General features: G+C 60.4%; 22 protein-coding genes and 1 other RNA gene. 10 read left to right on the top strand and 13 right to left on the bottom strand.

Features of this window, described 5'->3' with window-relative positions; translation table 11 throughout:
• Positions 1-14: 14 nt before the first annotated feature.
• On the bottom strand, positions 15-1,835 hold the full coding sequence (gene typA, locus ACYQ0G_RS05330; protein WP_460100209.1) for a translational GTPase TypA: 1,821 nt from the start codon (positions 1,833-1,835) through the stop codon (positions 15-17).
• Positions 1,836-2,105: 270 nt separating this feature from the next.
• Between typA and ACYQ0G_RS05325 the strand changes: the two genes are divergently transcribed.
• A complete protein-coding gene (locus ACYQ0G_RS05325) occupies positions 2,106-4,814 on the top strand; it encodes a TonB-dependent receptor (RefSeq protein ID WP_460100208.1) in 2,709 nt (902 codons plus the stop codon).
• Positions 4,815-4,903: 89 nt separating this feature from the next.
• On the opposite strand, the gene ACYQ0G_RS05320 is transcribed toward ACYQ0G_RS05325, so the two are convergent.
• Positions 4,904-7,411: an ABC transporter permease gene (locus ACYQ0G_RS05320; RefSeq protein ID WP_460100205.1), complete on the bottom strand. Its 2,508-nt coding sequence runs from the start codon at positions 7,409-7,411 to the stop codon at positions 4,904-4,906.
• Positions 7,408-8,121, bottom strand: a complete 714-nt coding sequence (locus ACYQ0G_RS05315; RefSeq protein WP_460100651.1) for an ABC transporter ATP-binding protein — start codon at positions 8,119-8,121, stop codon at positions 7,408-7,410. Before ACYQ0G_RS05315 ends, ACYQ0G_RS05320 begins: the two co-directional genes overlap by 4 nt.
• A 23-nt stretch (positions 8,122-8,144) precedes the next feature.
• Here ACYQ0G_RS05315 and ACYQ0G_RS05310 point away from each other — a divergent pair, with 23 nt between their 5' ends.
• Positions 8,145-8,843: an arylesterase gene (locus ACYQ0G_RS05310; protein WP_460100202.1), complete on the top strand. Its 699-nt coding sequence runs from the start codon at positions 8,145-8,147 to the stop codon at positions 8,841-8,843.
• Here ACYQ0G_RS05310 and recF read toward each other — a convergent pair.
• Positions 8,840-9,922, bottom strand: coding sequence for a DNA replication/repair protein RecF (gene recF, locus ACYQ0G_RS05305; RefSeq protein ID WP_460100199.1), 1,083 nt, complete (start codon positions 9,920-9,922; stop codon positions 8,840-8,842). The genes ACYQ0G_RS05310 and recF overlap by 4 nt on opposite strands.
• Positions 9,923-10,152: 230 nt before the next feature.
• On the opposite strand from recF, the gene ACYQ0G_RS05300 reads away from it, so the two are divergent.
• The 3 genes from ACYQ0G_RS05300 to ACYQ0G_RS05290 are packed head-to-tail and all read left to right on the top strand — an operon-like array spanning position 10,153 to position 10,646.
• Positions 10,153-10,272, top strand: a complete 120-nt coding sequence (locus tag ACYQ0G_RS05300) for a recombination protein F (protein ID WP_460100198.1) — start codon at positions 10,153-10,155, stop codon at positions 10,270-10,272.
• 36 nt (positions 10,273-10,308) lie between these two features.
• Positions 10,309-10,428 carry a recombination protein F gene (locus ACYQ0G_RS05295; RefSeq protein WP_460100196.1) on the top strand — a complete coding sequence of 40 codons (120 nt, stop codon included), beginning with the start codon at positions 10,309-10,311 and terminating at the stop codon, positions 10,426-10,428.
• On the top strand, positions 10,425-10,646 hold the full coding sequence (locus ACYQ0G_RS05290) for a PspC domain-containing protein (RefSeq protein WP_460100193.1): 222 nt from the start codon (positions 10,425-10,427) through the stop codon (positions 10,644-10,646). The genes ACYQ0G_RS05295 and ACYQ0G_RS05290 overlap by 4 nt, the downstream gene beginning before the upstream one ends.
• Positions 10,647-10,678: 32 nt before the next feature.
• On the opposite strand, the gene ACYQ0G_RS05285 is transcribed toward ACYQ0G_RS05290, so the two are convergent.
• Genes ACYQ0G_RS05285 through ACYQ0G_RS05265 form a run of 5 tightly spaced genes read right to left on the bottom strand, consistent with a single transcriptional unit; the run spans position 10,679 to position 14,161 of the window.
• On the bottom strand, positions 10,679-11,461 hold the full coding sequence (locus tag ACYQ0G_RS05285; protein WP_460100191.1) for an SDR family oxidoreductase: 783 nt from the start codon (positions 11,459-11,461) through the stop codon (positions 10,679-10,681).
• 2 nt (positions 11,462-11,463) lie between these two features.
• Positions 11,464-12,009, bottom strand: coding sequence for an NUDIX hydrolase (locus ACYQ0G_RS05280; RefSeq protein ID WP_460100188.1), 546 nt, complete (start codon positions 12,007-12,009; stop codon positions 11,464-11,466).
• 2 nt (positions 12,010-12,011) lie between these two features.
• Positions 12,012-12,686 carry a TPM domain-containing protein gene (locus ACYQ0G_RS05275; RefSeq protein WP_460100186.1) on the bottom strand — a complete coding sequence of 225 codons (675 nt, stop codon included), beginning with the start codon at positions 12,684-12,686 and terminating at the stop codon, positions 12,012-12,014.
• On the bottom strand, positions 12,686-13,519 hold the full coding sequence (locus ACYQ0G_RS05270; RefSeq protein WP_460100183.1) for a TPM domain-containing protein: 834 nt from the start codon (positions 13,517-13,519) through the stop codon (positions 12,686-12,688). Before ACYQ0G_RS05270 ends, ACYQ0G_RS05275 begins: the two co-directional genes overlap by 1 nt.
• Positions 13,520-13,546: 27 nt before the next feature.
• A complete protein-coding gene (locus ACYQ0G_RS05265; protein ID WP_460100180.1) occupies positions 13,547-14,161 on the bottom strand; it encodes a LemA family protein in 615 nt (204 codons plus the stop codon).
• 157 nt (positions 14,162-14,318) lie between these two features.
• Between ACYQ0G_RS05265 and mscL the strand changes: the two genes are divergently transcribed.
• Positions 14,319-14,801, top strand: coding sequence for a large conductance mechanosensitive channel protein MscL (mscL, locus tag ACYQ0G_RS05260; RefSeq protein ID WP_460100178.1), 483 nt, complete (start codon positions 14,319-14,321; stop codon positions 14,799-14,801).
• A gap of 22 nt (positions 14,802-14,823) precedes the next feature.
• Positions 14,824-15,167, top strand: a transfer-messenger RNA (tmRNA) gene (gene ssrA / locus ACYQ0G_RS05255).
• A gap of 214 nt (positions 15,168-15,381) precedes the next feature.
• On the opposite strand, the gene ACYQ0G_RS05250 is transcribed toward ssrA, so the two are convergent.
• Together ACYQ0G_RS05250 and ACYQ0G_RS05245 are read right to left on the bottom strand one after the other, a co-directional pair.
• On the bottom strand, positions 15,382-15,690 hold the full coding sequence (locus tag ACYQ0G_RS05250) for a hypothetical protein (RefSeq protein ID WP_460100175.1): 309 nt from the start codon (positions 15,688-15,690) through the stop codon (positions 15,382-15,384).
• Positions 15,691-15,837: 147 nt separating this feature from the next.
• Entirely contained in the window at positions 15,838-17,088 is a 1,251-nt protein-coding gene (locus ACYQ0G_RS05245) for an N-succinylarginine dihydrolase (protein ID WP_460100171.1), read from the bottom strand.
• Positions 17,089-17,335: 247 nt separating this feature from the next.
• On the opposite strand from ACYQ0G_RS05245, the gene ACYQ0G_RS05240 reads away from it, so the two are divergent.
• A complete protein-coding gene (locus ACYQ0G_RS05240) occupies positions 17,336-17,581 on the top strand; it encodes a hypothetical protein (RefSeq protein WP_460100167.1) in 246 nt (81 codons plus the stop codon).
• 166 nt (positions 17,582-17,747) lie between these two features.
• Here the strand turns inward: ACYQ0G_RS05240 and ACYQ0G_RS05235 are convergent, their stop codons facing one another.
• Both ACYQ0G_RS05235 and ACYQ0G_RS05230 read right to left on the bottom strand, forming a co-directional pair.
• On the bottom strand, positions 17,748-18,764 hold the full coding sequence (locus ACYQ0G_RS05235) for an arginine N-succinyltransferase (protein ID WP_460100164.1): 1,017 nt from the start codon (positions 18,762-18,764) through the stop codon (positions 17,748-17,750).
• Entirely contained in the window at positions 18,761-19,969 is a 1,209-nt protein-coding gene (locus tag ACYQ0G_RS05230) for a hydrolase (protein ID WP_460100162.1), read from the bottom strand. Before ACYQ0G_RS05230 ends, ACYQ0G_RS05235 begins: the two co-directional genes overlap by 4 nt.
• Positions 19,970-20,124: 155 nt before the next feature.
• Here ACYQ0G_RS05230 and ACYQ0G_RS05225 point away from each other — a divergent pair, with 155 nt between their 5' ends.
• Together ACYQ0G_RS05225 and ACYQ0G_RS05220 are read left to right on the top strand one after the other, a co-directional pair.
• Complete coding sequence (locus tag ACYQ0G_RS05225; RefSeq protein WP_460100159.1) at positions 20,125-22,224, top strand: malate synthase G; 2,100 nt, start codon at positions 20,125-20,127, stop codon at positions 22,222-22,224.
• 68 nt (positions 22,225-22,292) lie between these two features.
• Positions 22,293-22,838: a PilZ domain-containing protein gene (locus ACYQ0G_RS05220; protein ID WP_460100156.1), complete on the top strand. Its 546-nt coding sequence runs from the start codon at positions 22,293-22,295 to the stop codon at positions 22,836-22,838.

Below are 22,838 nucleotides of genomic sequence, written 5' to 3'. Positions count from 1 at the left end.
GGTGTGATCTGACTTTAGAACTGGCCGGAGCGCTTAGCCCGCTTGCGCTCGTGTGGATCGAGGATGGCCTTGCGCAAACGAATATTCTCGGGCGTCACTTCCACCATCTCATCGTCATCGATGTATGCGATGGCCTGCTCCAGTGTCATGACACGCGGAGGTGTCAAACGGATGGCATCGTCTTTGCCGGTCGAACGGAAGTTCGTCAGCTGCTTCGACTTCATCGGATTGACTTCGAGATCGTCGGGCTTGGCGTTCTCGCCAATAATCATGCCTTCGTAGATTTTCGCGCCACCGCTGATGAAGAGTTCGCCACGGTCCTCGAGCGCGTTAAGCGCATAAGGAACCGCTTCACCTGGAACCATCGAGATAAGTACGCCGTTCTGACGTCCCTCGATGGGGCCGCGATAGCTATCGTACTTTTCGAACAGCCGGTTCATGATGCCTGTCCCGCGCGTGTCCGACAGGAATTCGCCGTGATAGCCGATGAGGCCACGCGACGGTGCAGAGAAGGTGATGCGGGTCTTGCCCTGGCCCGACGGGCGCATTTCAGTCAGTTCGGCTTTACGGCGCTGCATCTTCTCAACAACCGTACCCGAATGCTCGTCGTCAACGTCGATGACGACCGTTTCGAACGGCTCCATGCGCTGGCCGTTCTCATCGCGGAAAAGTACGCGCGGGCGGCTGATTCCGAGTTCGAAACCTTCACGACGCATCGTTTCAATAAGCACACCCAGCTGCAATTCGCCGCGGCCGGCCACTTCGAAGCTGTCCTTGTCGGCGCTTTCGGTGATGCGGATTGCGACGTTGGTTTCCGCTTCGCGATAAAGGCGATCGCGGATCATACGGCTTGTGACCTTGCTCCCTTCACGACCTGCTAGCGGGCTGTCGTTGACCGAGAACTGCATAGCAAGCGTGGGCGGATCGATCGGTTGAGCTTCGATCGGTGTTTTCACCGACGGATCGGCGATGGTGTTGGATACGGTCGCCTTTTCGAGGCCGGCTAATGCGATGATGTCGCCCGCAACTGCGCTTTCCACTGGAACGCGGTCCAGCCCGTCGAAAGACATGAGCTTGGTCGCCCGTCCGACTTCGATAACCTTACCATCGGCATCAAGCGCGTGAATCGGATCATTGAGGTTGATCTTACCCGACTGCACGCGACCGGTAAGGACGCGGCCCATGAAATTGTCACGGTCGAGCAGGGTGGCGAGGAAGCTGAAGGGCGCTTCGGTGTCCAGGCCCGGCGCAGGCACGTGATCGACGATCAGCTTGAACAGCGGCTCGAGATTGCCTTCGCGAGCGGTCTCATCGTCACTGGCGTAGCCATCGCGTCCAGACGCCCACAAGCTCGGAAAATCGAGCTGTTCATCGTTGGCATCCAGGCTGGCGAACAGATCGAACACTTCGTCGAGCACTTCTTGGGGTCGCGCGTCGCCGCGGTCGATCTTGTTGACAACCACGATCGGCTTGAGGCCGAGGCCGAGCGCCTTGCCGGTGACGAACTTGGTCTGCGGCATCGGGCCTTCGGCACTGTCGACCAGCAGAATGACGCCGTCGACCATGCTGAGGATACGTTCCACTTCCGCGCCGAAGTCGGCGTGGCCCGGGGTATCGACGATATTGATGCGGGTACCGTTCCATTCGACGCTGGTGCATTTAGCGAGAATCGTAATTCCGCGCTCCTTTTCCAGGTCATTCGAATCCATCGCGCGTTCTTCCACACGCTGATTCTCGCGGAAGGTACCCGACTGGCGGAAAAGCTGATCCACAAGCGTGGTCTTGCCGTGGTCGACGTGGGCGATGATCGCCACGTTGCGAAGGTCGCGGGACATAATGAGTGCTTTCGTAAGGATGCCGTAACGGCGGGCACTTGCGGGCCGGCCAATTCGTGGGCGCACCTAGCCGAAATGGTGCAATGCGGCAAGCACCCATACCCGATGGGATGTGTTGCCGTCCGGGCACATCACGCTTGGGAGTAGCCAATAAATGCGCTAGACGCTGGACGGTCGAAGAACAGAAAAAAATTAATTCTTCGGCGTCCGCGCGCTTTTTGGGGAAGGCGGGCAGGCAAATGACATCAGGTTTTGAGAGGAAGCCGCTACATGAAATTTAAGGCCTATGGTCGCACGGCGACTATTCGTTCCGCCTTGCTGGTTGGTACAGCCGCCATTGTTCTTCCGACGTCCGCCTTCGCGCAGGACGCTTCTCAGGAGCAGGCGGCTCAGTACGATAATGCGGAAGAACAGGCAGCCAGCCCTGACCCCAATGTAATCATCGTTACTGCAACCAAACGCGAGCAGACACTCCAAGAGGTGCCGGTCGCAGTCAGCGTTACCACTGCCGAAACAATCGAGCGCGCTCAAATTCGCGACATCGCAGATCTCGCGACTGTTGTTCCATCGCTCCAGGTAAGCCAACTGCAAAGTGCATTCGCAACAAGCTATTCAGTTCGTGGGTTCGGTACGGACGGTAACAATATCGGGCTCGAACCGTCAGTCGCCATGTTCGTGGATGGCGTTTACCGTAGTCGCGCTGTCGCGCAAATTTCGGACCTTCCCGATATCCAGCGCGTGGAAGTGCTGCGTGGCCCGCAATCCACTCTGTTCGGAAAGAACGCGAGTGCCGGTGTCATCTCGATCGTCACCAAGCGTCCGGAATTTGAATTTTCTGGTTCTGTCGAGGCAAGCTACGGCAATTACGATGCGAAGGTCGTGAAAGGCTATGTTACGGGCCCGATCAGCGATTCAATCGCATTCAGCGCTGGCGCCGGTTACAATAATCGGGACGGGTTCCTGACCAACGGTTTCAACGGTGAAGACGTCAATGACCGCAACCGGTGGTTCGCTCGCGGACAGCTTCTTTTCGATAACGGCGGACCGCTACAGGCCCGGATTATTGCGGATTACGACAAGATCGAAGAGCGCTGCTGCGGGGTCGTAAATGTCGCTCCGTCGCTAGAGACCGGTATCATCACTTCTCCCTTGATCGGGGGGCAGATAAACGATTTCCGCGACAATCCAGACGGCGACCTGATTTTTACTGACGTTGACCCGCTGAACGACATCAAAAATTACGGTATCTCGGGCCAGCTCGATTATGAATTCGGCGATGTCGTTCTCACATCGATAACGTCATATCGCGAAACTCATCTAGCTGCCGATCAGGATGTGGATTTCACCAGCGCATCGCTCTCTTCGGGAGCAAATATCGGTGATGCCGACATCGACACGTTCACGCAGGAACTCCGGGTTTCCTCGGATTTCGATGGACCGTTCAACTTCCTTCTCGGCGGTTACTATTTCGATGAGACCGTCGACACGTCCGACCAGATCATCTTCGGCGATGATTTCCGCACCTATGCTGATTTGCTCATTCGCGGCCTGACCGGGGGAACGCAGAGCGTGCCCTCTCTGGAAGCGACACTCAGCGCCCTGAACGGCACCGATTATACAGGCCAGTTCTTTGCTGACGGTCAAGGCTTTTTCAATTCGATAACGCAAGACAATGAAGCGTATTCGTTCTTCGGAAACGTCGATTTCGCTTTCACTGACGAGCTCGTTCTGACTCTTGGCGCCAACTACACCAAGGATAAGAAGCAGATCGTCACTGACTCCCGCAGTGAAGATGTGTTTTCGGGGATCGATCTTGTCGGCTCAGGGAATCGGGCAATTTTCGCTCAGGGTCTGTCTGGACAGGTCGGTGACATATTGATGCTTGGCCGTCCGGCCTCTCAGGCCGAAATCGGTGCCTTTGCAGCTGCCAATCCAGCAGCATTTGGCCAGGTGTCGGCAGGGGTGCAGGCATTTGCCGATGCGAATGATACCAATCCGGCGGTCAATCCGCTTCTCGGGCTTCGGCCGCTGCAATTCCTTCCGCCGTTCCAGAACTGTCCGAATGCAGTCGAAAGCTGCAGCACAAATGACGATGACTGGAGCTGGAACGTGCGCCTGGCCTATGAAGTCACGCCGACACTCAACGTCTATGCCAGCTGGGCAACGGGCTACAAGGCACCGAGCTTCAATTTATCGCGCGACAGTCGCCCGGTTCCATCCGATTTTGCGGCTCTGCAGCAACAAGGTCTCGCGGTTACCAATCTGCGTCCGGGCACACGCTTCGCCGACGCTGAAAACTCGGAAGTGTACGAAGTCGGCATCAAGGGCAATTGGGGCTTGGCCGCTGCCAATCTGACCGTTTTCCAGCAGAGCATCGACGATTTCCAGGCTAACACATTCACCGGCTCGTCGTTCGTCCTCAGCAATGCGGGTAAACAGGAAACCTTCGGGATCGAGTTCGACGGCTATGTCCGGCCGACCGAGGCTTTGACCTTCAATCTCGCCATGACGTATCTCGACGCGCAGTATGACAGCTTCGTCGATTCACCGGTAGGCGATTTGTCTGGTGTTGCCGTGGCCGGCGTTCCGGAACTGGCCGCCGTATTCGGGGCGACTTACGATCAAGAAGTCAACGATGCAGGGGATCGCATCATCCTGCGCGGCGATTTCTCCTATCAGTCCCAAGTGCAGGTCTTGAACGGCCTGACGAACTTCATCGTGACCGATCCTGCTACCGGGGAACGTGATTTCACCCAGGCGCGTGCCGTAGCGCAGCAGTACACGCGCGAGGTCAACAGCCTGAACGCCTCGCTCACCTATGCGATGGCGATGGGGCTCGAGGTGTCGGTGTGGGGACGCAATCTGCTTGACGATCGTTACATCACGACGATCTTCCCGTCGGTGGCGCAGGGCCAGTCAATCTCTGGCTATCCGAACCAGCCCCGCACTTATGGTGTGGCTGCGAAGTTCAAGTTCTGATCAAGCTTGCACAATGCGATTAGGGGAAGGGGGCTTTCGGGCCCCCTTTTTCATATGGTCGAAGGGTTATTGGGCTTATGATTCTGCTCTCAGAGGGCACGCAATATTTGAGCTGGTTTGGTGCGTAAGAGCGGGATGGACCCGCCGACCGCAAACGCAATCACCACAGCAAGACCAAGGCCGAGTACCGCAAAAACCTGCCCCCAATCGGGCAACCAATCGAACTCGAAGAGCTGCGTTACGACCAGCCAAGCGGTCACCGTTCCTAGCCCCAACGCAACTAGGGCCAGCGCACCTGCAAGCAGTGCATACTCTGCCAATTGCATGACCAGAACCTGCCTTCTGTCGGCGCCCAGAACGCGCAGAACTACGGTGTCGTAAGTGCGTGAGGCACGGGCTGCTGCAATGGCGCCTAATAGCACGGCGATACCCGCGAGCACCGCGACGCTAGCCGCCGCCAGGGTAGCGATACCGACCTGCTCGAGGATTGTGCGGGCCTGCTGGAGTACACCTCCTACCTCGATTACCGAGGTGGAGGGAAATTCACGCACGAGGTCCTGCAAGAGCGGACCGGTCGGAGTTCCCTCAGAAAGCTCGATAGTTGCTGCAAGATTGTGCGGCGTACCCCGCAAAGCATTGGGGCTCAGCACGAAGACGTAATTGAAACCCAGACTCTCCCAATCGATGTTACGCATATTGGCGATACGTGTTTCTATTTCCGCACCCAAGACACCGAAGGTCAGCTTGTCGCCGATCTTCAATCCAGCAGCCTCGGCGAAATCCCTGTCGACAGAGACGAGGGGCTCGCCAGTATACATCGGCCCCCACCAGGAACCTTCGATGATTTCATTCCCTTCGGGAACCTCGTCCGCATAGGTGAGGCCACGTTCTCCGCGGAGAGCCCAAGCGCCGTCGGGAATCTCGTCAAGATCAGAGGTGCGGGTCATCGCGCCATCGGACCCAAAGGCGAGTACTGCGCCGCGAAGCGCTGGCACTGCGCGTACGTTAGCCCCGCTATCTGTCCTTCCTACCAAATCGCGGAAATCTGCTTCGCGGTCACGGGGAACATCCAGCACGAAATAGTCGGGCGCTCGCTCGGGAACGCGGCTCTGAATGTTGCCGTCGATGGAGCTCTGGATCGCGGCCAACAAAACGAAGGCCGCAAGGCCAAAACCCAAGGCAGTCACCAGCGAGCCAGTGCTCGATCCGGGTCGGTGGATGTTCGCCAGAGCGGCGCGCGCGATTGGGCTGCTGGGACGAGGCAGAGCGGCCGCACCTTTGCGGATGAGCCATCCGAGGAGGGCAAGCAGACCGAGCACGATCGCCGCGCCCAACAGAAACCCACCGGCAAGCAGCGGTCTGCTTGAGGTAAGCAGGGGCAAGGCCACGATGGTAGCCAGCCCTCCGACCACCACGATCAGGACCGATCGGTCGCGGGCGAGTGGAGCTACCCGGGCCCGCATCAAGGCCATCGCCGGAAAATGCCGCGCCCGCATCAAGGGAGGTGCTGCGAATACCAGCGCGACTAAAAAGCCATAGGCTGCCGCGAGCGTCAGCGCCCCCACATCGATCACCAGTCCGGCATTGACCGGCAACAGCCCTTCAAGCGCTCGGGCGAGCAGGGGCACCACCGCTACACCGACGACAAGCCCCGCAAGGCTGCCGACCGCCGAGGCGGCAAAAATTTGGAGAGCATAGATCCGCGCGATGTCTCGGCTATCGGCGCCAAGAACCTTCAGTGTGGCGATCGATTGTCGCCGCGCGTCGAGATAGGACGTCACACCGCCCCCGATGCCTATACCGGCAATGACCAGAGCGGCCAGGCCCACAAGGGTAAGAAATTCGCTCATTCGCTCGATAAAGCGGTCCGTACCGGGCGCGCCATTCTCTGCCGTGTCGATGTCGAAGCCGGCGTCAGGAAAGCGATCTTCCAAGTCATTTTCGATGGCTTCTAAATCACCGCCTTCCGAGAGAGCGACACGGGTTTTGCTCTGGTACATAGCCCCAGGCTCGAGAAGGCCTGCGCGGAGAGGCAGGTCTTCGGCGACGATAATCGTGGGGCCGAGCTGAAACCCTTCGCCAAGTCGGTCGGGCTCGTCGTCGATAATGCCTGCCGCCGTCAGTGTTTGCGTACCGACGACGAAAGTATCGCCAGGTCCGACACCCAGTCTGTCGGCCGCGCCGGACGCAAGGTACGCCTGATTGCGGGTGGGAGCGCTGGCCTGGCCCTGATCTTTCAGCACAAGGGTGCCATAGAGTGGGTAGGCGTCATCTACCGCTTTAAGTTCGATTGGTGCGGCTAGGTCGTCCTTGCGCGCCATAGCTTGCATCCGGGTTCCGGCGGATACGGTTCCGAGCTCTTCCAAAGCGGCGCGTTCGTCGGAAGTGAGCGACCGTTGCCAGAGTTCGATCTGGAGATCCCCACCCAGAAACGTCTGTCCATTGGCCTCCAATTCACCTTCGATTGCGGCAGTAAGAGACCCGATCGCGGCCAGTGCTGCGGTGCCAAGGAAAATGCACACCAGCAAAAGACGTAGCCCCTTGAAGCGCGCATTGAGATCGCGCCGGGCGATCTTCCAAGCGTTGGCCCAGCTCATGCTGCCGTATCGCTTGCAATCTTGCCGTCACCCAGGGTCAGGACCCGGCCGCAATGTTCAGCCAGTTCGGGATCGTGAGTGATCACTAACAGGGTGGCTCCAGTCTCCAAGCGTCGCCGAAACAGGAGGTCGACAACTTCATGGCCGGTCGCCGCATCGAGATTCCCAGTAGGCTCGTCGGCAAAAATGAGAGCGGGCCGCGGGGCTATGGCGCGGGCAATCGCGACGCGCTGCTGCTCGCCGCCCGATAGCTGCTGGGGATAGTGGTCCAGACGATGGCCAAGGCCGACCGCTTCGAGTTCGGCACGTGCTCGTCCTTCCGCGTCTTTATCGCCAGCAAGCTCCATCGGTGTTGCGACATTTTCCAATGCCGTCATTGTGGGTAAAAGATGGAAAGCCTGCAGCACGATGCCGATGCGACCGCGGCGAGCGCGGGCAAGTTTGTCTTCCCCCATAGCGGCGAAATCCTGGCCCGCGACCAGGAGTGTCCCCGAAGTTGCGCGCTCCAGCCCGGATAGCACAGCCATGAGCGAGCTTTTTCCCGATCCTGAAGGACCAAGAAGGGCCACCGTCTCTCCGGCACCCACCGTCAGGTCCAGACCCTTTAGAATTTCTACCGGCGCTGCTGTGGAGCCGAGGGTGAGGCGCAGGTCACGGGCGCAAATCGCATCTTGAGAAGTCGTCACCCGGCTGCGATGGCAGAAGGCCACTGCCCGCACAAGGAACTCCGCCGATGCGCCCTGCAAGTTTGTCGATCGTCCTATCCGCTTTCACATTGGTTGCCTGCTCGAACGAAGTCGAAGAGCAACCCTCGACCGAGCAGACAAGCGAGGACGTAGCGCCTCAAGACATCATAGTTCAGGGTGATGAGCGCCGTATTCTCGCATTCGGTGACAGCTTGTTCGCCGGCTACAATCTTGCCGAGCATCAAGGCTATCCAGAACGGCTCGAGCGCGCCCTGCGCAAAGAAGGTGTGAACGCGCGTGTGATTGATGCTGGGGTGTCCGGTGATACCAGTGCCGCGGGCAGGCAGAGATTGGCATTCGTGCTCGATCAGCAATCGGAAAAGCCGGATCTCGTTATGCTGGAACTGGGCGGCAACGACATGCTCCGCGGCATAGATCCGGCGGACACACGCGCCAATTTCGAGGCGATGCTTGAGGAATTGCAAAGCCGAGACATTCCCGTCCTGTTGATGGGTATGCGCGCTCCGCCCAACTATGGACCGGATTATCAGCAACGTTTCGATGCGATCTATGGGGAGCTGGCAGCCGATTACGATGCAGAGCTGGTGCCGTTCTGGCTCAAGAGTATCTACGAGGATCCATCACTCTTCCAGTCTGACCGCATTCATCCGACTGAGAAGGGCGTCGACATGTTGGTAGCTGACACGGTCGACGATGTGAAAACCGCGCTTCCGGTCGAAAATTAAAGGTGATCGACCTGACCTCCCGTGACCCGCCAGACGGCGGCGCGGTCCGCGATGCTATCGAACGGCGCAATTTCCGTTCCGGTCATCCAGACCTGCGCGCCGCTGGCCTCTAGCTGGTCGAACAAGGCAGCACGGCGCAGTGGATCGAGATGGGCAGCGACTTCATCGAGCAGCAACAGGCCGGCGCGCCCCCGAGCGGCCAAGGCCGCATGAGCCAGGGTAATGGCGACGAGCATGGCCTTCTGCTCGCCCGTCGAGCTTTGCGCCGCGGCGACCCGTTTGGCTGCATGTACGACTTCCAGCTCGTCACGATGCGGCCCAACCAGCGTTCGCTGCGCAGAACGATCGCGATGGCGGCCATCGAATAACCCCTGAGACAAGGCCTCGGCATTGTCCGCCCCTCCAGGAGCATAGGTCAGGGCGGGGCGCGCGAAGGGCTCGCTCGGCATATGGGCGATCCGAGCCATAAGTGTTTCCACCAGAGCTGCACGTCCGGCGATCAAGCGGCCGCCATGTTCGACCATCTGGGCTTCGATCGCATCGAGCCAGGCGCTTTCAGGCGGACGGTCGTCCGATAGTAAGCGGTTGCGTTCGCGCAGCGCCCCTTCGTAACGTGCAGCATGAACGGCATGTGCAGGGTCGAGAGCCAACGCCATCCGATCCACGAAGCGCCTTCTATCGGCAGCAGGGCCGGTAAAGAGCCCGTCCATTGCTGGAGTAAGCCAAGTTAGTGCAAGCCACTCGCCAAGCGCGGTTGCAGTCGCTTCGGCGCCATTAATTCGCACCTTCCGGCGCCCAGGTTGCTGACTCTCAGAATAGGTGGCGAGGCGAACAGGATCGCTGTCATTGAGAGCCGAAAGGCTCGCCCCGACGCCGAAACCATCGGTGGAATTATGCTGCACTATTCCTGTCAGCGGAGCGCGGCGCAAACCTCTGCCCGGCGATAGCAGTGAGATAGCCTCTAGAACATTAGTCTTACCGGCGCCATTTTCGCCCACAAGCAGGTTGAACCGTGCGGTACCTGTCAGTTCAGTGGCCGAGTGATTACGGAAATGAGTGAGAGAGATCCGGTCCAGCATGGGCGGATTAGGCCGTAACGCGCAGCCCCGTCCCAAGCCAGCCTAAACGCAGAATCTAACTGTTGGGGATTTTCGCCAATATTTCGGATTGATGAACAGATCAAGTCTGTGTGGTTAAGATAGAAATGGCTCAATTCCGCCATTCTTCGAGTTTGGCACACCCGTTGCAATCAATTTGGTGTCAGCCGGATGGTCCGGTGACAAGCCAAAGTTCAAGGGAAAAACAAACAATGTTCAACATCGACTTCGCCAACAACAAGGCAATCGCAGCAGTCTTCGCTTTCGGCGCTTCGGCCATGATGATGGCTTACGCAATCATCCCCGCCAGCCCCTCCGGTCTGCTCGTCTGATCTGTTTCAACTCGCTAAAAAAGGGAAACATCTAAAATGTTCGACATCGAAAAATCCGGCGGAAAGCTCCTCGCAGCCGCGTTCTCTCTCGCTCTCTCCGCCGCCATGTTGGCCTATGCCATCGTCCCCGCCTCACCCAATGGAGTTCTCGCATGAGCCAGCTAAAATTCCGCGATGAAGACAATGCAGTCACTCCGAGCAAGAAGTTTCGCCTCGATCGTCAGAACGGCAAACTAATGGGCGTCTGCGCCGGGATCGGCCGGTATTTCGGAGTGGATACGACGATGGTCCGCGTCGGTTTCGTACTTGGTACGCTGCTCGGCTTCGGAAGCTTCATCCTCATCTATCTCGGCATTGCACTGGTTGCCGACTAAACTGGGACGCGGGGGAACGACCGCGTCCCAATTCACATGGCCGAGATACCGCCATCGAGCTTGAGCTCTGCGCCGGTCATGAACTTGCTCTCGTCACTGGCGAGATAGACCACAGCATTCGCGATATCGTCCGGCTCCCCAACTTTGCGGAGCGGTATTTGCCGGGCAAGCTTGTCCAGCAGTACTTTCTTGTCGAGGCTGTGCGCCTTGGCAGTACCGTCCAGGATCGGAGTGTCGACGAAGGTGGGGTGGACCGAGTTACACCGAATATCCATATTGTTCTTCGCGCAGTGCAAAGCGATCGACTTCGACAGCATCCAGACTGCCGCCTTGCTGGAGTTGTAGGCAGGCATGGTATCGCTGGCGATAAGCCCGGCGATGCTGGAAATGTTCACGATCGAACCGGGCGCGTGATCGCGCATCAGCGGCAGGGCCTTCTGGCAGCCGTGAAAAATCGAATCCACATTGACTGCAAAGCAGCGCTTCCAATCATCGAATTCGCAATTCTCGATATTTCCGGCAACGCCGATGCCGGCGTTGTTGATCAGGACGTTCAGTCCGCCAAGGTGTTCGCGTGCGGCTTCTACAGCAGCCTCCCACGCCTGCGGATCCGTCACATCGTGTTCGATCGAAAAAGCAGTTCCTTCGCCCAACTCCTTGTTGATGAGTTCGGCGCTCTCTGCTGCCCCATCACCATTGAGATCGGTGCAGAGTACACGCGAGCCTTCTTCGGCAAGTCTGCGGGCATGCGCGCGGCCGAGACCTTGGGCTGCGCCTGTGACTAGTGCCAGCTTACCTTCGCAGCGACCCGCCATACTCACTCTCCTTCAATGATTTCCTGTCCGAGCAGAAGGAGCATACGTACGTCCGTGCCGCAACCTCCGCGGCGTTTGGAAGTCAGAAAAGCGGGCAGATCGGTCCTCGCCACCCGGTGTACGGTGATATTTTCGCTTTCAACACCGCCACCCTCGTGGATTTTCGTCAGGCCCCGGGCGCGGACAAGAGTGAAATTTTCGCTGACCATGCCGGGCGAGGAGTAGAATTCGCCCATGTTTTCCAAGCTGGCGGCGCGGTAACCGGTTTCTTCTTCCAGTTCCCGTCCTGCAGCGGCCAGCGCATCTTCATCTTCGCCACCGTCATCGTCGCCGATCAGCCCTGCAGGAAGCTCGATGCAATTACGCCCAAGCGGCACGCGATATTGTTCGACGAGCAGGACATGGTCGTCGTCATCTACCGCGAGAATGACAGCAGCACGAATGCCGCGACTGCGCGAAACATATTCCCAGCGGCCGCGGATCTTCGTGGTGATGTATTTACCCTGCCAGACGATCTCTTCTGGTTTGTCGTGATCGGGAACGCCCATGGTTAGAGCTCGATGAGCCGGTCGGGCAGTTCGTTCTCGTCGTCATCTGCACGCGGGAAGTTTTCCGCTAGCACCTTGCCGACATCTCTCACGCCTGCAGCGAGACCTTCGGCGAGGCGCCCGCGGCTGACTTCGGCGAGCATGTCTGCCATTGCCTCTCCCCAGATCTCAGCGTGGACCATCTCGGCAATAGGCTCATCCGCGACGATTTCGGCGCGATGCTCGCGCATGGAAAGATAAAGCAGGACGCCGGTGCGGCCGTGGGTTCGGCGTTCCGCCCCGACCTTGAAGTGCCGGACAGCGGCATCGCGGACGCGGTCGGCGGTAACGGGCCCGGGAATGAGCTTGAATTTGAGCGGTTGCCACAGCTGAAGCGCCAGCATGAGAAGGAATGTCACGAGACCGATAAGAAGCAACACGGTAAGAACCTGACCCTGCGACCATTCGCTCGACCAGCCACCGGCGAAGCTGTCGACCACCGAAAGCACAGTTTCCGGTATCATTGCAAAGAGACTCATCGCAGTGAAGCTTGCACCTACCGCCCACCATAGCGCGACATCGGTGTAACCGTCCGAGCGATCGGCAAGGACAGTCACGATCTCGCCACTGGTCGTCAACTCGGCTTGCGCGACAGCATCACTGACTATCGTGTGCTGTTTTTCATTCAGATAGCCCATTACCAGCCCCCCGAGGCGCCACCGCCCCCGAAACTTCCGCCGCCTCCGCCGAAGCCGCCTCCACCAAAGCCTCCGCCGCCGAAGCCGCCTCCGCCCCAGCCGCCGCCACCGCGATCATCGAAACCACGAGCAACGGCCTTTCCAGCCTCCCACAGCATGATGTCGCGAGCCGCGTTGCCCCAGGGACCACCGCGATAGCGCCGGCGTTTTCCTCGACCACGCAGCATGGGCAGAATGAAGAAGAAAAAGATGAATCCGAACCAGATCAGCGTGCCTATTGGGAAACCCCCGCTACGGCTTTCGCGCTGCGTCTGTGCCTGCTGCGCTACCTGAGCCGCTTCCTCGGGAGGAAGTTGCAACTGATTGATGATCTGATCGGCGCCCCATTCGATGCCGGCGGAATAATCTCCTTCGCGAAAATAGGGCTTCATGCCTTCAACATACTCATAGGCCAGACCGTCCGGGATGATGCCTTCCAAGCCGTAGCCAACCTCTACGCGCATCTGGCGTTCATTCGGCGCGACCAGAAGAATGATCCCATCGTTGCGATCCGCGTCCCCTAACTGCCAGTATCGGCCAAGCTGATAGCCGTAATCGGCGATATCGTACCCCTGCAAATCCGGCACCGATGCCACCACGAACTGCCGCTGGTTCGCTTTCTCGAAGGCTTCCAGCTTGCGGGTAAGCTCGGCCTCGGTCGCATCGTCGATGATATTGGCCTCATCGACGACTGGCGCGGTTCCCCGCTCGGGAAAGGAGGGCTGGGCGGCGGCCGGCAAGGCGAACCCCGTCGCAGCCACCACCATCACCAGTAACCTGGTCAGAAAGTTCATAATTTGCGCTCCTCCCCCGCGCGGAGATCAGTCTGCGCTGCTGCGCATGTCGAGCTGCGGAGCAGCTTCGGCCCCTTCGGTCACGGCCTCATAAGGGACCATCGGCTCTGCACCGTGAATGATGTTCGCGCCGATCGTGTCCGGGAAGGTACGGATGGTCGTGTTATACTGGCGCACAGCTTCGTTGTAGTCCTTCACCGACACGGCGATGCGGTTTTCGGTGCCTTCGAGCTGCGTCATGAAACGACCGAAGTTTTCCTGGCTACGCAGTTCGGGATACCGTTCTACCGAGACGAGCAGGCGGCTCAAGGCACCGCCCAAGTTCTGCTGAGCCTGCTGGAATTGCTGCATTTTAGCCGGATCGTTCAGATCGTCACCCTCAAGCTGAATCTCGGGGCGGGTGGCCGATGCACGGGCCTGGATCACTTCGTTGAGCGTCTGGCGCTCTTCCTCTGCCGAGGACATTACTACCTGCTCCAGATTGGGGATCAGGTTCGCGCGGCGCTGGAAGTCGGCTTCGACGTTTGCCCATTTTGCCTTGGCGTTTTCTTCGGCCGTAGGGACCGAGTTGATGCCACAGGCAGACACAGCCAGTGCGGCGGCGCCAAGCATGGCGGAGCGGAAAGCGGTCAAGCGGTTCATGTCGGTATTCCCCTAAAGCAACATGTGCAAATGTGTCTTAGGTAGATAGCACGGTGGCTGTGGCTTTCAAGTTAAGCGAGGGGTTGAGAGCGCGAATTTCCCGTGCCAGAAACTCGGTTCGGGACTGCAGCCAGATTACAGGGAAGATGCCGCGCTCATGCTGAAAGATTTCAAGGCCTTCATCGCAAAGGGTAATGTGATCGACCTTGCGGTTGCCGTCATTATCGGCGGTGCCTTCAGCACGATCGTCAAATCTTTGACCGACGAAATCATCATGCCGATCGTGGGCGCGATCTTCGGAGGCGCGGATTTCAGCCGTTATTTCATCCTTCTCGATACGCCGGAAGGATATGATGGTCCCCTGGACGATTACGCTGCGCTGCAGGAAGCCGGAGCGGCGATGATCGGCTATGGCAGCTTCATCACGGCGGTAATCAACTTTTTGATCCTGGCTTTCATCATCTTCCTGCTGGTCCGCTATGCCAAGAAAGTCATCGCGGAATTCGAGGAAAAACCGGAAGAAGTGATTACCCCGCCGGGCCCGACCGAGATCGATTTGCTCAAGGAAATCCGCGACGAATTGCGCAATTCCAGAGCGGGCCGTCTGACGGACGATGCGAAGGGCCCGGGGAATGGCTGATCTTTCCAATTTGTGCGGGAAGTCACTTTAAATTCATCGGCTTTGCCCTATATGGGATCTGCCGGTTTCGGCCGGCTATGGCGATAAATTGTGCTGTGCAATAGGTACAACGGACCCGGGGGCAGTACCCGGCGGCTCCACCAAAATCCGCGGAATTCCGCGGTTTCTGACGGGGCCGAACTAGGATCGACGTGTGCTGAAAGACAGTGTTTTCGCCCGGGCTGAGTAACCCGTAAAACTGTTCACAACACACAAGTGCCAACGATAACGAAGCACTCGCTCTCGCTGCGTAATCTGACGGGCTAACGCCCTGATCTTACAAAGCTAAAGCGCGGTTGGACCCACCGGGCAACAGAAGCGGATTCCGGGGCTCCGGGGGTAGCTAGCAACAGAAACCCCCACCTTCCTGATAATTCGAATTCACTGATCGCCATGCGCGTTCGCGGCGTTGCGCGCGCCATCCTGTGGCTGCACCAGGCGGGGCCAATCGGTCCGAAGTGTTCCGAAAAAGCGACCGAACACCCTCTTGATCGGAGGCGAAAGCCCTGGAACGGCAGGATCGGCAGCCCTAACGGGTCAGTTATGTGTGAGTGGTATTGGTTTCGGCTGTAGCTGCTGCTGAAGCAGGGCTTTTTACAAGCTGAGCGTCGCCACCTGCCGCGGCAGCAGCGCGCGCCTCTGCTTCATAGCGTAAGGCGTCGAGAATTTTGGCGCCGCCGAGAAACACCGCGCCGGCCGTGGCAGCCATCAATAAATAACCCGGCCAGCCGGGATATACTTCAGTGTAATGGGCACCGCGCGTCATGGCACCAAGGGCGAGGGCGTAGATAATCAGATACGCTTCCCAGCGTGTCTTGATTACGAACAGCCTTTTGACCCTTGCCCACATCTAGGACGCGACGCTCCTTCCTTTAACCTACATCCGTGCAACGGGCGTGCCAATGGCGTGTTCCCGCCGAATCGCATGGTTAACGTAAGGAGTGGTGTAAGGAGCGCCGACGCAGCCTGTCGAGCGGGTTAACTTTTATGCACCGGGTTAAGCGAGTTCATCCAGGGAAAGCGCCGACAAAAGGGCTTCGCGCGCCTCGATGACCTGGCTGGCCAGCGCATCGCTGCCGATCTGGGCCGGGTCGATCGTCTCTGGCCACATCTCGGCGATGACCGATTCGATGCGGTCGGCCTTGGCCTCGTCCAGCATGAAGCGCTGGTCGACAGTCGCCGGATCCGCCACCACGCGCAGGCGCAGGCAGGCGGGGCCGCCGCCATTGGCCATCGACTGGCGCACATCGACCGGGATCACCTGGCGGATCGGCCCATTGCCTGCCAGCATATGTTCGCACCAGGCCCAGACGCTGGCGCTTTCCTGGCACTCGCTCGGCACGACCAGCGCCATTTCGCCGCCGGGCAGGGTAAGCAATTGGGCGTTGAACAGATAGGTGCGGATCGCTTCTTCGAGGCTGACCGCGCTTTCGGGCACTTCGACCACTTCGAGCGCGGGGAAAGCGGCGCGGATCGCTTCGTAGGCGCCCTGCTGATCGGCGAAGGCGCGTTCGTGAGTGAACAGCACGCGCTCGTTCGCCACGGAGACCACGTCATTGTGAAACGCCCCGGCCTCGATCGCGGCGGGGTTCTGTTCGATGAAGACGCATTTGGCCGGATCGAGGCCGTGCAGGCGCGCGATGGCGCGGCTGGCCTGTTCGTGCTGGCGCGCGGGGAACTTGCCGCCCTGCTTGCCCCAGACGAAGACCTCGACACCGGGTGCGCCGTGGCTTTCGCAGAAACGCATGTGATTGGCCGCGCCTTCATCGCCGAAGGCGGGGAGCACGGCATCGTGCACGGTGAAATGATTCTCGTCGCCAAAGGCCACGGCCAGCTGCGCCTGCGTATCCTGCCATTCCTGCGCGCGGTGCGGCATGGTGACGAGATTGGCAGGGGTCAGATGGCAGCGCCCGTCCGCCGTATCGGGAGCGGGGCTGACGGTGGCAGCATTGGCGGTCCACATGCTGGAGGCGGACCATGCAGCGGCCAGCAACTGGCGCGGGGTATTTTCGTCGATGGCAAAGCCGCGGATCAGATCGCCATTGGGGCGGGGCAGCGGCAACAGGAATCCCTGCGCCAGCCCGAGCGCCATGTTGGACCGCATCTTGGCAATCCCCTGCAGCGCGGCGGCGCGGGGGTAAGAAGTGTTGCCCTTGTGGCTGGCGCTGGCGATATTGCCGAGGCTGAGCCCCGCGTAATTATGGCTGGGGCCGACGATGCCGTCGAAATTGATTTCTACGAGTGCCATCTGATCTCCGTTCGCCCCACGTGTGTGGTTGGGCTGTACTGTTTCTTGATTCCCGCACTCAGCGGGGGGTCGACAGGCTCAGCCCGAACGGGATGGGGATGTCGTGTTTTGTTGCGGAGGCCCATACCGTGGGGGTGCCGGTCATTTCCAGTGCTTTCGCCCATGTCGGGCTTCCCTGTCCGTCATTGCGAGCGACCGAAGGGCGCGCGGCAATCCATTGTGGGACGGTTTGGCAGGCGCGGCGCCAATGGATCGCCGCGTCGCTGCGCTCCTCGCGATGACGGGGGTGTGGGCGGTTGGCTTTTCTCGCTTGTCATTGCGGGCGACGGGAGGTCGCGCGGCAATCCATGGTGGTACGGTTAGGCAGGCGCGGCGTGATGGATCGCCGCGTCGCTTCGCTCCTCGCGATGACGGGGTGATGGGCGGTTGGCTTTTCTCGCTCGTCATTGCGAGCGACCGGAGGGCGCGCGGCAATCCATCGTGGGACGGTTGAGCAGGCGCGGCGCCATGGATCGCCGCGTCGCTTTGCACCTCGCGATGACGGGTTGGTGGGCGGTTGGCTTTTCTCGCTCGTCATTGCGAGTGGCCGGAGGTCGCGCGGCAATCCATGGAGAGACCGTCAGGCAAGCGTGGCGCTCAAAACGATCACCCTCGACAGGTTACTTCGCGACGCTCCACACCGTATCGCCCACGCTCACTTCCAGCGCCTCGGCGCAGATGCGGTCGATCGACACGGTATCGTCGTCGCCGAAGTCGCGCATGCCGTAGGCGGCCTTGAAGCTGCCCAGTTCGCCCGTGGCTATCAGCGCCTTTTCGCCGATGTCGAGATCGGTATCGACCACCCGGGCGGGCCGGGCCGAGGCGATGCTTTTCACATTGTCGGTGCGCGCGGTCATGCTGGGGCCGCCATCGAAAATATCGACATAGCCTTCTGCCGCGAAACCTTCGTTTTCCAGCATCCGCATGGCGGCGCGGCCGCTGGGGTGGGGCACGCCGATGACCTTGCGGGCTTCATCGCTGAGCATTTCGACATAGACCGGATGCTTGGGCATCAGGTCGGCGATGAACTGGTTGCCATTGGTGGCGTTGAAATAATCGGCTTCCTGAAAGGTCATGCCGAAGAACCGGCCCGCCACGCCGTCCCAGAAGGGCGAGCCGCCGCGATCGTCGATCACGCCGCGCAGTTCGGCGAGAATGCGGTCGGCAAAGCGCGCGCGATGCATGGCGATGAAGAGATAACGGCTGCGGGCGAGCAGGAGGCCAAGGCCACCCGCGCGTTCGCCCGGATGCAGGAACAGGCCGCCGACTTCGGACGATCCTTCCAGATCGGTGACGAGGCTGAGCAGTTCGGCGCGGACCGTGCGATCCAGTTCGCGGCTGTGCTGGGTGAGCGTATTGAGGCGATAGGAATAGAAGGGCCATTCCTGACCGACCTGGCTGAAGATCTGGCAAGTGCCGCGGATCTGCCCGGTTTCCGTGTTCTCGAGCACCAGCGTAAACTGGTCGTCACCCAGCTCGTCATCCTCGCGCGAGAAGGCGGCATCGGCGCGCTCAAGCTTGCGGGTCAGCGCGTCGCGATCGGGCGGCAGATTGGTGAAGCCGCCGCCGGTCAGCTTGGCCATTTCATAAAGATGTTCGAGGTCGTTGATATGCGCGGCGCGCAGGCGGAAGCTCACAAATACTCTCCGGTGGAAAGCTTCGACAGGACCAGCGCGCTCAAGGCCGCGCGTTCCCGAAGCGAAGGAACGATCATGAATTCATCGGGGCTGTGGATCGCCCCGCCGCGCACGCCCATGGTATCGACCACGGGCACGCCGGTGGCGGCGATATTGTTGCCATCGCACACGCCGCCGGTGGGTTTCCAGCCGATGGTCTGGCCCAGTTCGGCGCCGCAAGCCTTGACCAGATCGAAGAGGCGCTGCGCCTTCTCGTCCACCGGCTTGGGCGGACGGGTCACGCCGCCGTGGCGATGCACGCCGACTTCGTGGCCGGTTTCGATCGCCTTCAGGATAGTGTCCAGTTCGCCATCGAAGCGGTGCATGGCATCGGTGGATTTGGGGCGGATGTTGAAGCGCAGGATTGCCAGGTCGGGCACGACATTGTTGGCCGCCCCGCCTTCGATCTTGGCCGGATTGACGGTGATGTCTTCGGCTTCCAGCGCCTTGATCCGCAGCACGAGGTCGGATGCGGCGACGATGGCATTGCGGCCATCATGCGGATTGCGGCCCGCATGGGCGCTGCGGCCGGTGATGGTGATGGAATAATTGCCCGTGCCGCCGCGCGCATGGGCCAGCGTGCCATCGGGCAGGGCGCTGGGCTCATAGGTCAGCGCGGCGTATTTGCCCTTGGCCAGTTCCTCGATCAGGCCGCGGCTGGCGAGGCTGCCGGTTTCCTCGTCCGAATTGATCATCACGTCGTAACCGACGCGGTCGGCGCCCTCCATGCCTTCGAAGGTTTTCAGCGCGTGGAGAATGACGTTCAGCCCGCCTTTCATATCGGCGGTGCCGGGGCCATTGATGGTGTCATCGTCTAGCCAGGTGACCTCCTGAAAGGGGTGATCGACCGGGAAGACGGTATCCATGTGTCCGGTGAGCACGAAGCGCCGCGTGGCATCGGGGCGAACGCGCAGGACCATGTGCTGACCATGCGGCTTCTCGAATTCGCGCCCTTCGGCGGAAATCGCGGTTACCGTGGCGGGATCGACCAGTTCGACATCGCCGGGCAGGGCGGAGAAAGCATCGGCCAGTATCCCGGCCATCTTTTCCAGCCCGCCGATATTGGCCGTGCCGGTGTTGATGGCGGCCCATTGCTGCACCTCGCGCAGCATGGTGTCCGCATCGATCGTGTCGAGAAGGGCTTGGGGGGCGTGGTCCGGTTTCATTGGCAACTTCCTTAGTCGTGACAGGCTTCAAGTCCACCCCCGCCACACACGCGGCGGGCAGGCACGCCTTGCATTCATCAACGGGGGGCGGCATAGACCGTGCCACTCCTCCCCGGGTTCACATCGTCAAGTTACAGACTACCCAGAGGAGTTCCATGACCCATTATGTGACGCGCGCCGGTATCGAAATCGACCCTGCGCTGGCCGCTTTCGTCGAGAGCGATGTCCTGCCGCCGCTGGGCCGGGATGCGGACGGGTTCTGGCAGGGGCTGGCGGCGCTGCTGGGCGAATTCGTGCCGCGCAATGCCGCGCTGTTGCAGACGCGCGAAGCTCTGCAGGCGAAAATCGACGCATGGCATATCGAACGCGCGGGCCAGCCCCACGATGCGGGTGCCTATCGCGCGTTTCTGGAAGAGATCGGTTATCTGGTGCCCGAACCGGGCGATTTCACCATCGGCACGCAGAATGTCGATCCCGAGATCGCCACCATGGCGGGACCGCAACTGGTGGTGCCGATCCTCAATGCGCGCTTCCTGCTGAATGCGGCCAATGCGCGCTGGGGCAGCCTGTACGATGCGCTCTACGGCACCGATGCGCTGGACGCGCCGCCGGCCCGGCCGGGTGGCTATGACGAGGAACGCGGCGCGGCGGTGATTGCCGAAGCGCGGCGCTTCCTCGACGAGACGCTGCCGCTGGCCGAGGGAAGCTGGGCGGATATTTCGGGGTCTGACGCTATCGCGCTGAAGGACGAGGGGCAGCGGGTGGGCTCCACCGCCAAGGGCCTGCTGTTCCGCAACAACGGCCTCCACATCGAGGTGCAGTTCGACCGCGAGAGCGCCATCGGCAAGACCGACCGGGCAGGGATTTCCGATGTCGTGCTGGAAGCCGCGCTCACCACCATCGCCGATTGCGAGGATTCGGTGGCGGCAGTGGATGCCGAGGACAAGCTTCTCGCCTATCGCAACTGGCTCGGCATCATTCGCGGCGATCTGGCGGAAAGCTTCGAGAAGGGCGGGCAGACGCTGACCCGCGAACTGGCGGGCGATCTTACCTATACCGATGCGTCGGGCACCGCGCGCAGCCTGCCTGGTCGCAGCCTGATGTTCGTGCGCAATGTCGGCCATCTGATGACCAATCCGGCGATGCTGTGGAAGGGTGACGAAATCCCCGAAGGCATTCTGGATGCCGTGATGACCAGCGCAATCTCGGCGCAGGATGTCGCGGGGCTGGGCAGATACGGCAATAGTCGCAAGGGCAGCATCTATATCGTGAAGCCCAAGATGCACGGGCCCGAAGAATGCGCCTTCACCAACGATCTGTTCGCTACGGTGGAGGATCTGCTCGACCTGCCGCGCAATACGATCAAGGTCGGCGTGATGGACGAGGAACGGCGCACTTCGGCCAATCTGGCCACCTGCATCCATGCGGTGAAGGACCGGATCGTATTCATCAACACCGGCTTCCTCGACCGGACGGGCGATGAAATCCACACCTCGATGCGGGCCGGGCCGATGATGCGCAAGGGCGAGATGAAGAATGCCGCCTGGCTGAAAGCCTATGAGGCGCGCAATGTCGGCATCGGGCTAAAGCACGGCCTGTCGGGCCGCGCGCAGATCGGCAAGGGCATGTGGGCCGCGCCCGATCTGATGGGGCAGATGATGCTGGAGAAGATCGGCCACTTGCGCGCCGGGGCCAACACCGCCTGGGTGCCGAGCCCGACCGCCGCGACCCTGCACGCGATCCATTACCAACGCGAAGACGTGTTCGAGATCCAGCAGGGCCTGCCCGATGCGGCGAAGCTGGAGGAGCTGCTCACCATCCCGCTCGCCGATGGCACCAACTGGTCGGAAGACGAGATCGCCGAGGAGCTGGACAACAATTGCCAGGGCCTGCTCGGCTATGTGGTGCGCTGGGTGGATCAGGGGGTGGGCTGCTCCAAGGTGCCCGACATCAATGACGTCGGCCTGATGGAAGACCGCGCCACTCTGCGCATTTCCAGCCAGCATATCGCCAACTGGCTGCTACATGGCGTCATCTCGCAAGATCAGGTGATGGACAGCCTGCGCCGTATGGCCGCCAAGGTGGACCAGCAGAATGCGGGCGACCCGCTTTACGAACCGCTGCTGGAAAATGAGGACGGCGCGGCCTTCAGCGCGGCGAAGGACCTGATCTTCAAGGGCGTTGAGCAGCCGAGCGGCTATACCGAACCTCTGCTGCACCGCTGGCGCCAGCAGAAGAAAACGGCGAGCGGGTGAATTCATCAAGCAACTGGTAAAGTTTATGCGTTAAGACGGCGGTCACTTTATCTGAGGGATCGCGAAGCTTGACCGTCAATACCAAGGCACAGCGCCGTGAGGAGCGGGTGGACTTGCTCGTCCGCGCCAGTTTTCTTGCGTCCGAAGGGGGCGGCGCGGTCCGGCTGTGCAACATCTCCGCGCTGGGGGCGCTGATCGAAGGCGAGGGCCTGCCCGCCGTGGGCAATGCCGTGGAATTGCGGCGCGGGCCGCTGTCGGTCAATGGCAAGGTGGTGTGGCGCGCGGCCGATCAGGCAGGCATTTCCTTCGATGAGCGGACCGAAGTCACCGCCTGGTTTCCCGATGCGCCGCCGCAAGACTCGGTCGACCGCGCCTTCCAGCGAATCCTTGAAGAATTCAGCCGACGCGAAAGCGGCAAACCGCAGCCCGCCTCGCTTGCGCCGACGCACAATTCGGTCATCACGGTCGACGATATGAAGCGCGTGGCCCATTCGCTCGACGATCTGGCCGATGCGCTGTCCGACGATATGAATGTGGTGATGCAGCACGCCGAAAAGCTGCAGGTGCTCGACATTGCGGCGCAATTGCTGCGCAAACTCGCCAGCGGGGACTGA

The sequence above is a fragment of the Qipengyuania triglochinis genome (assembly GCF_054655615.1).
The sequence above is the reverse complement of the archived record's forward strand: the minus strand, read 5'-3'. Positions and strand labels throughout refer to the sequence as shown.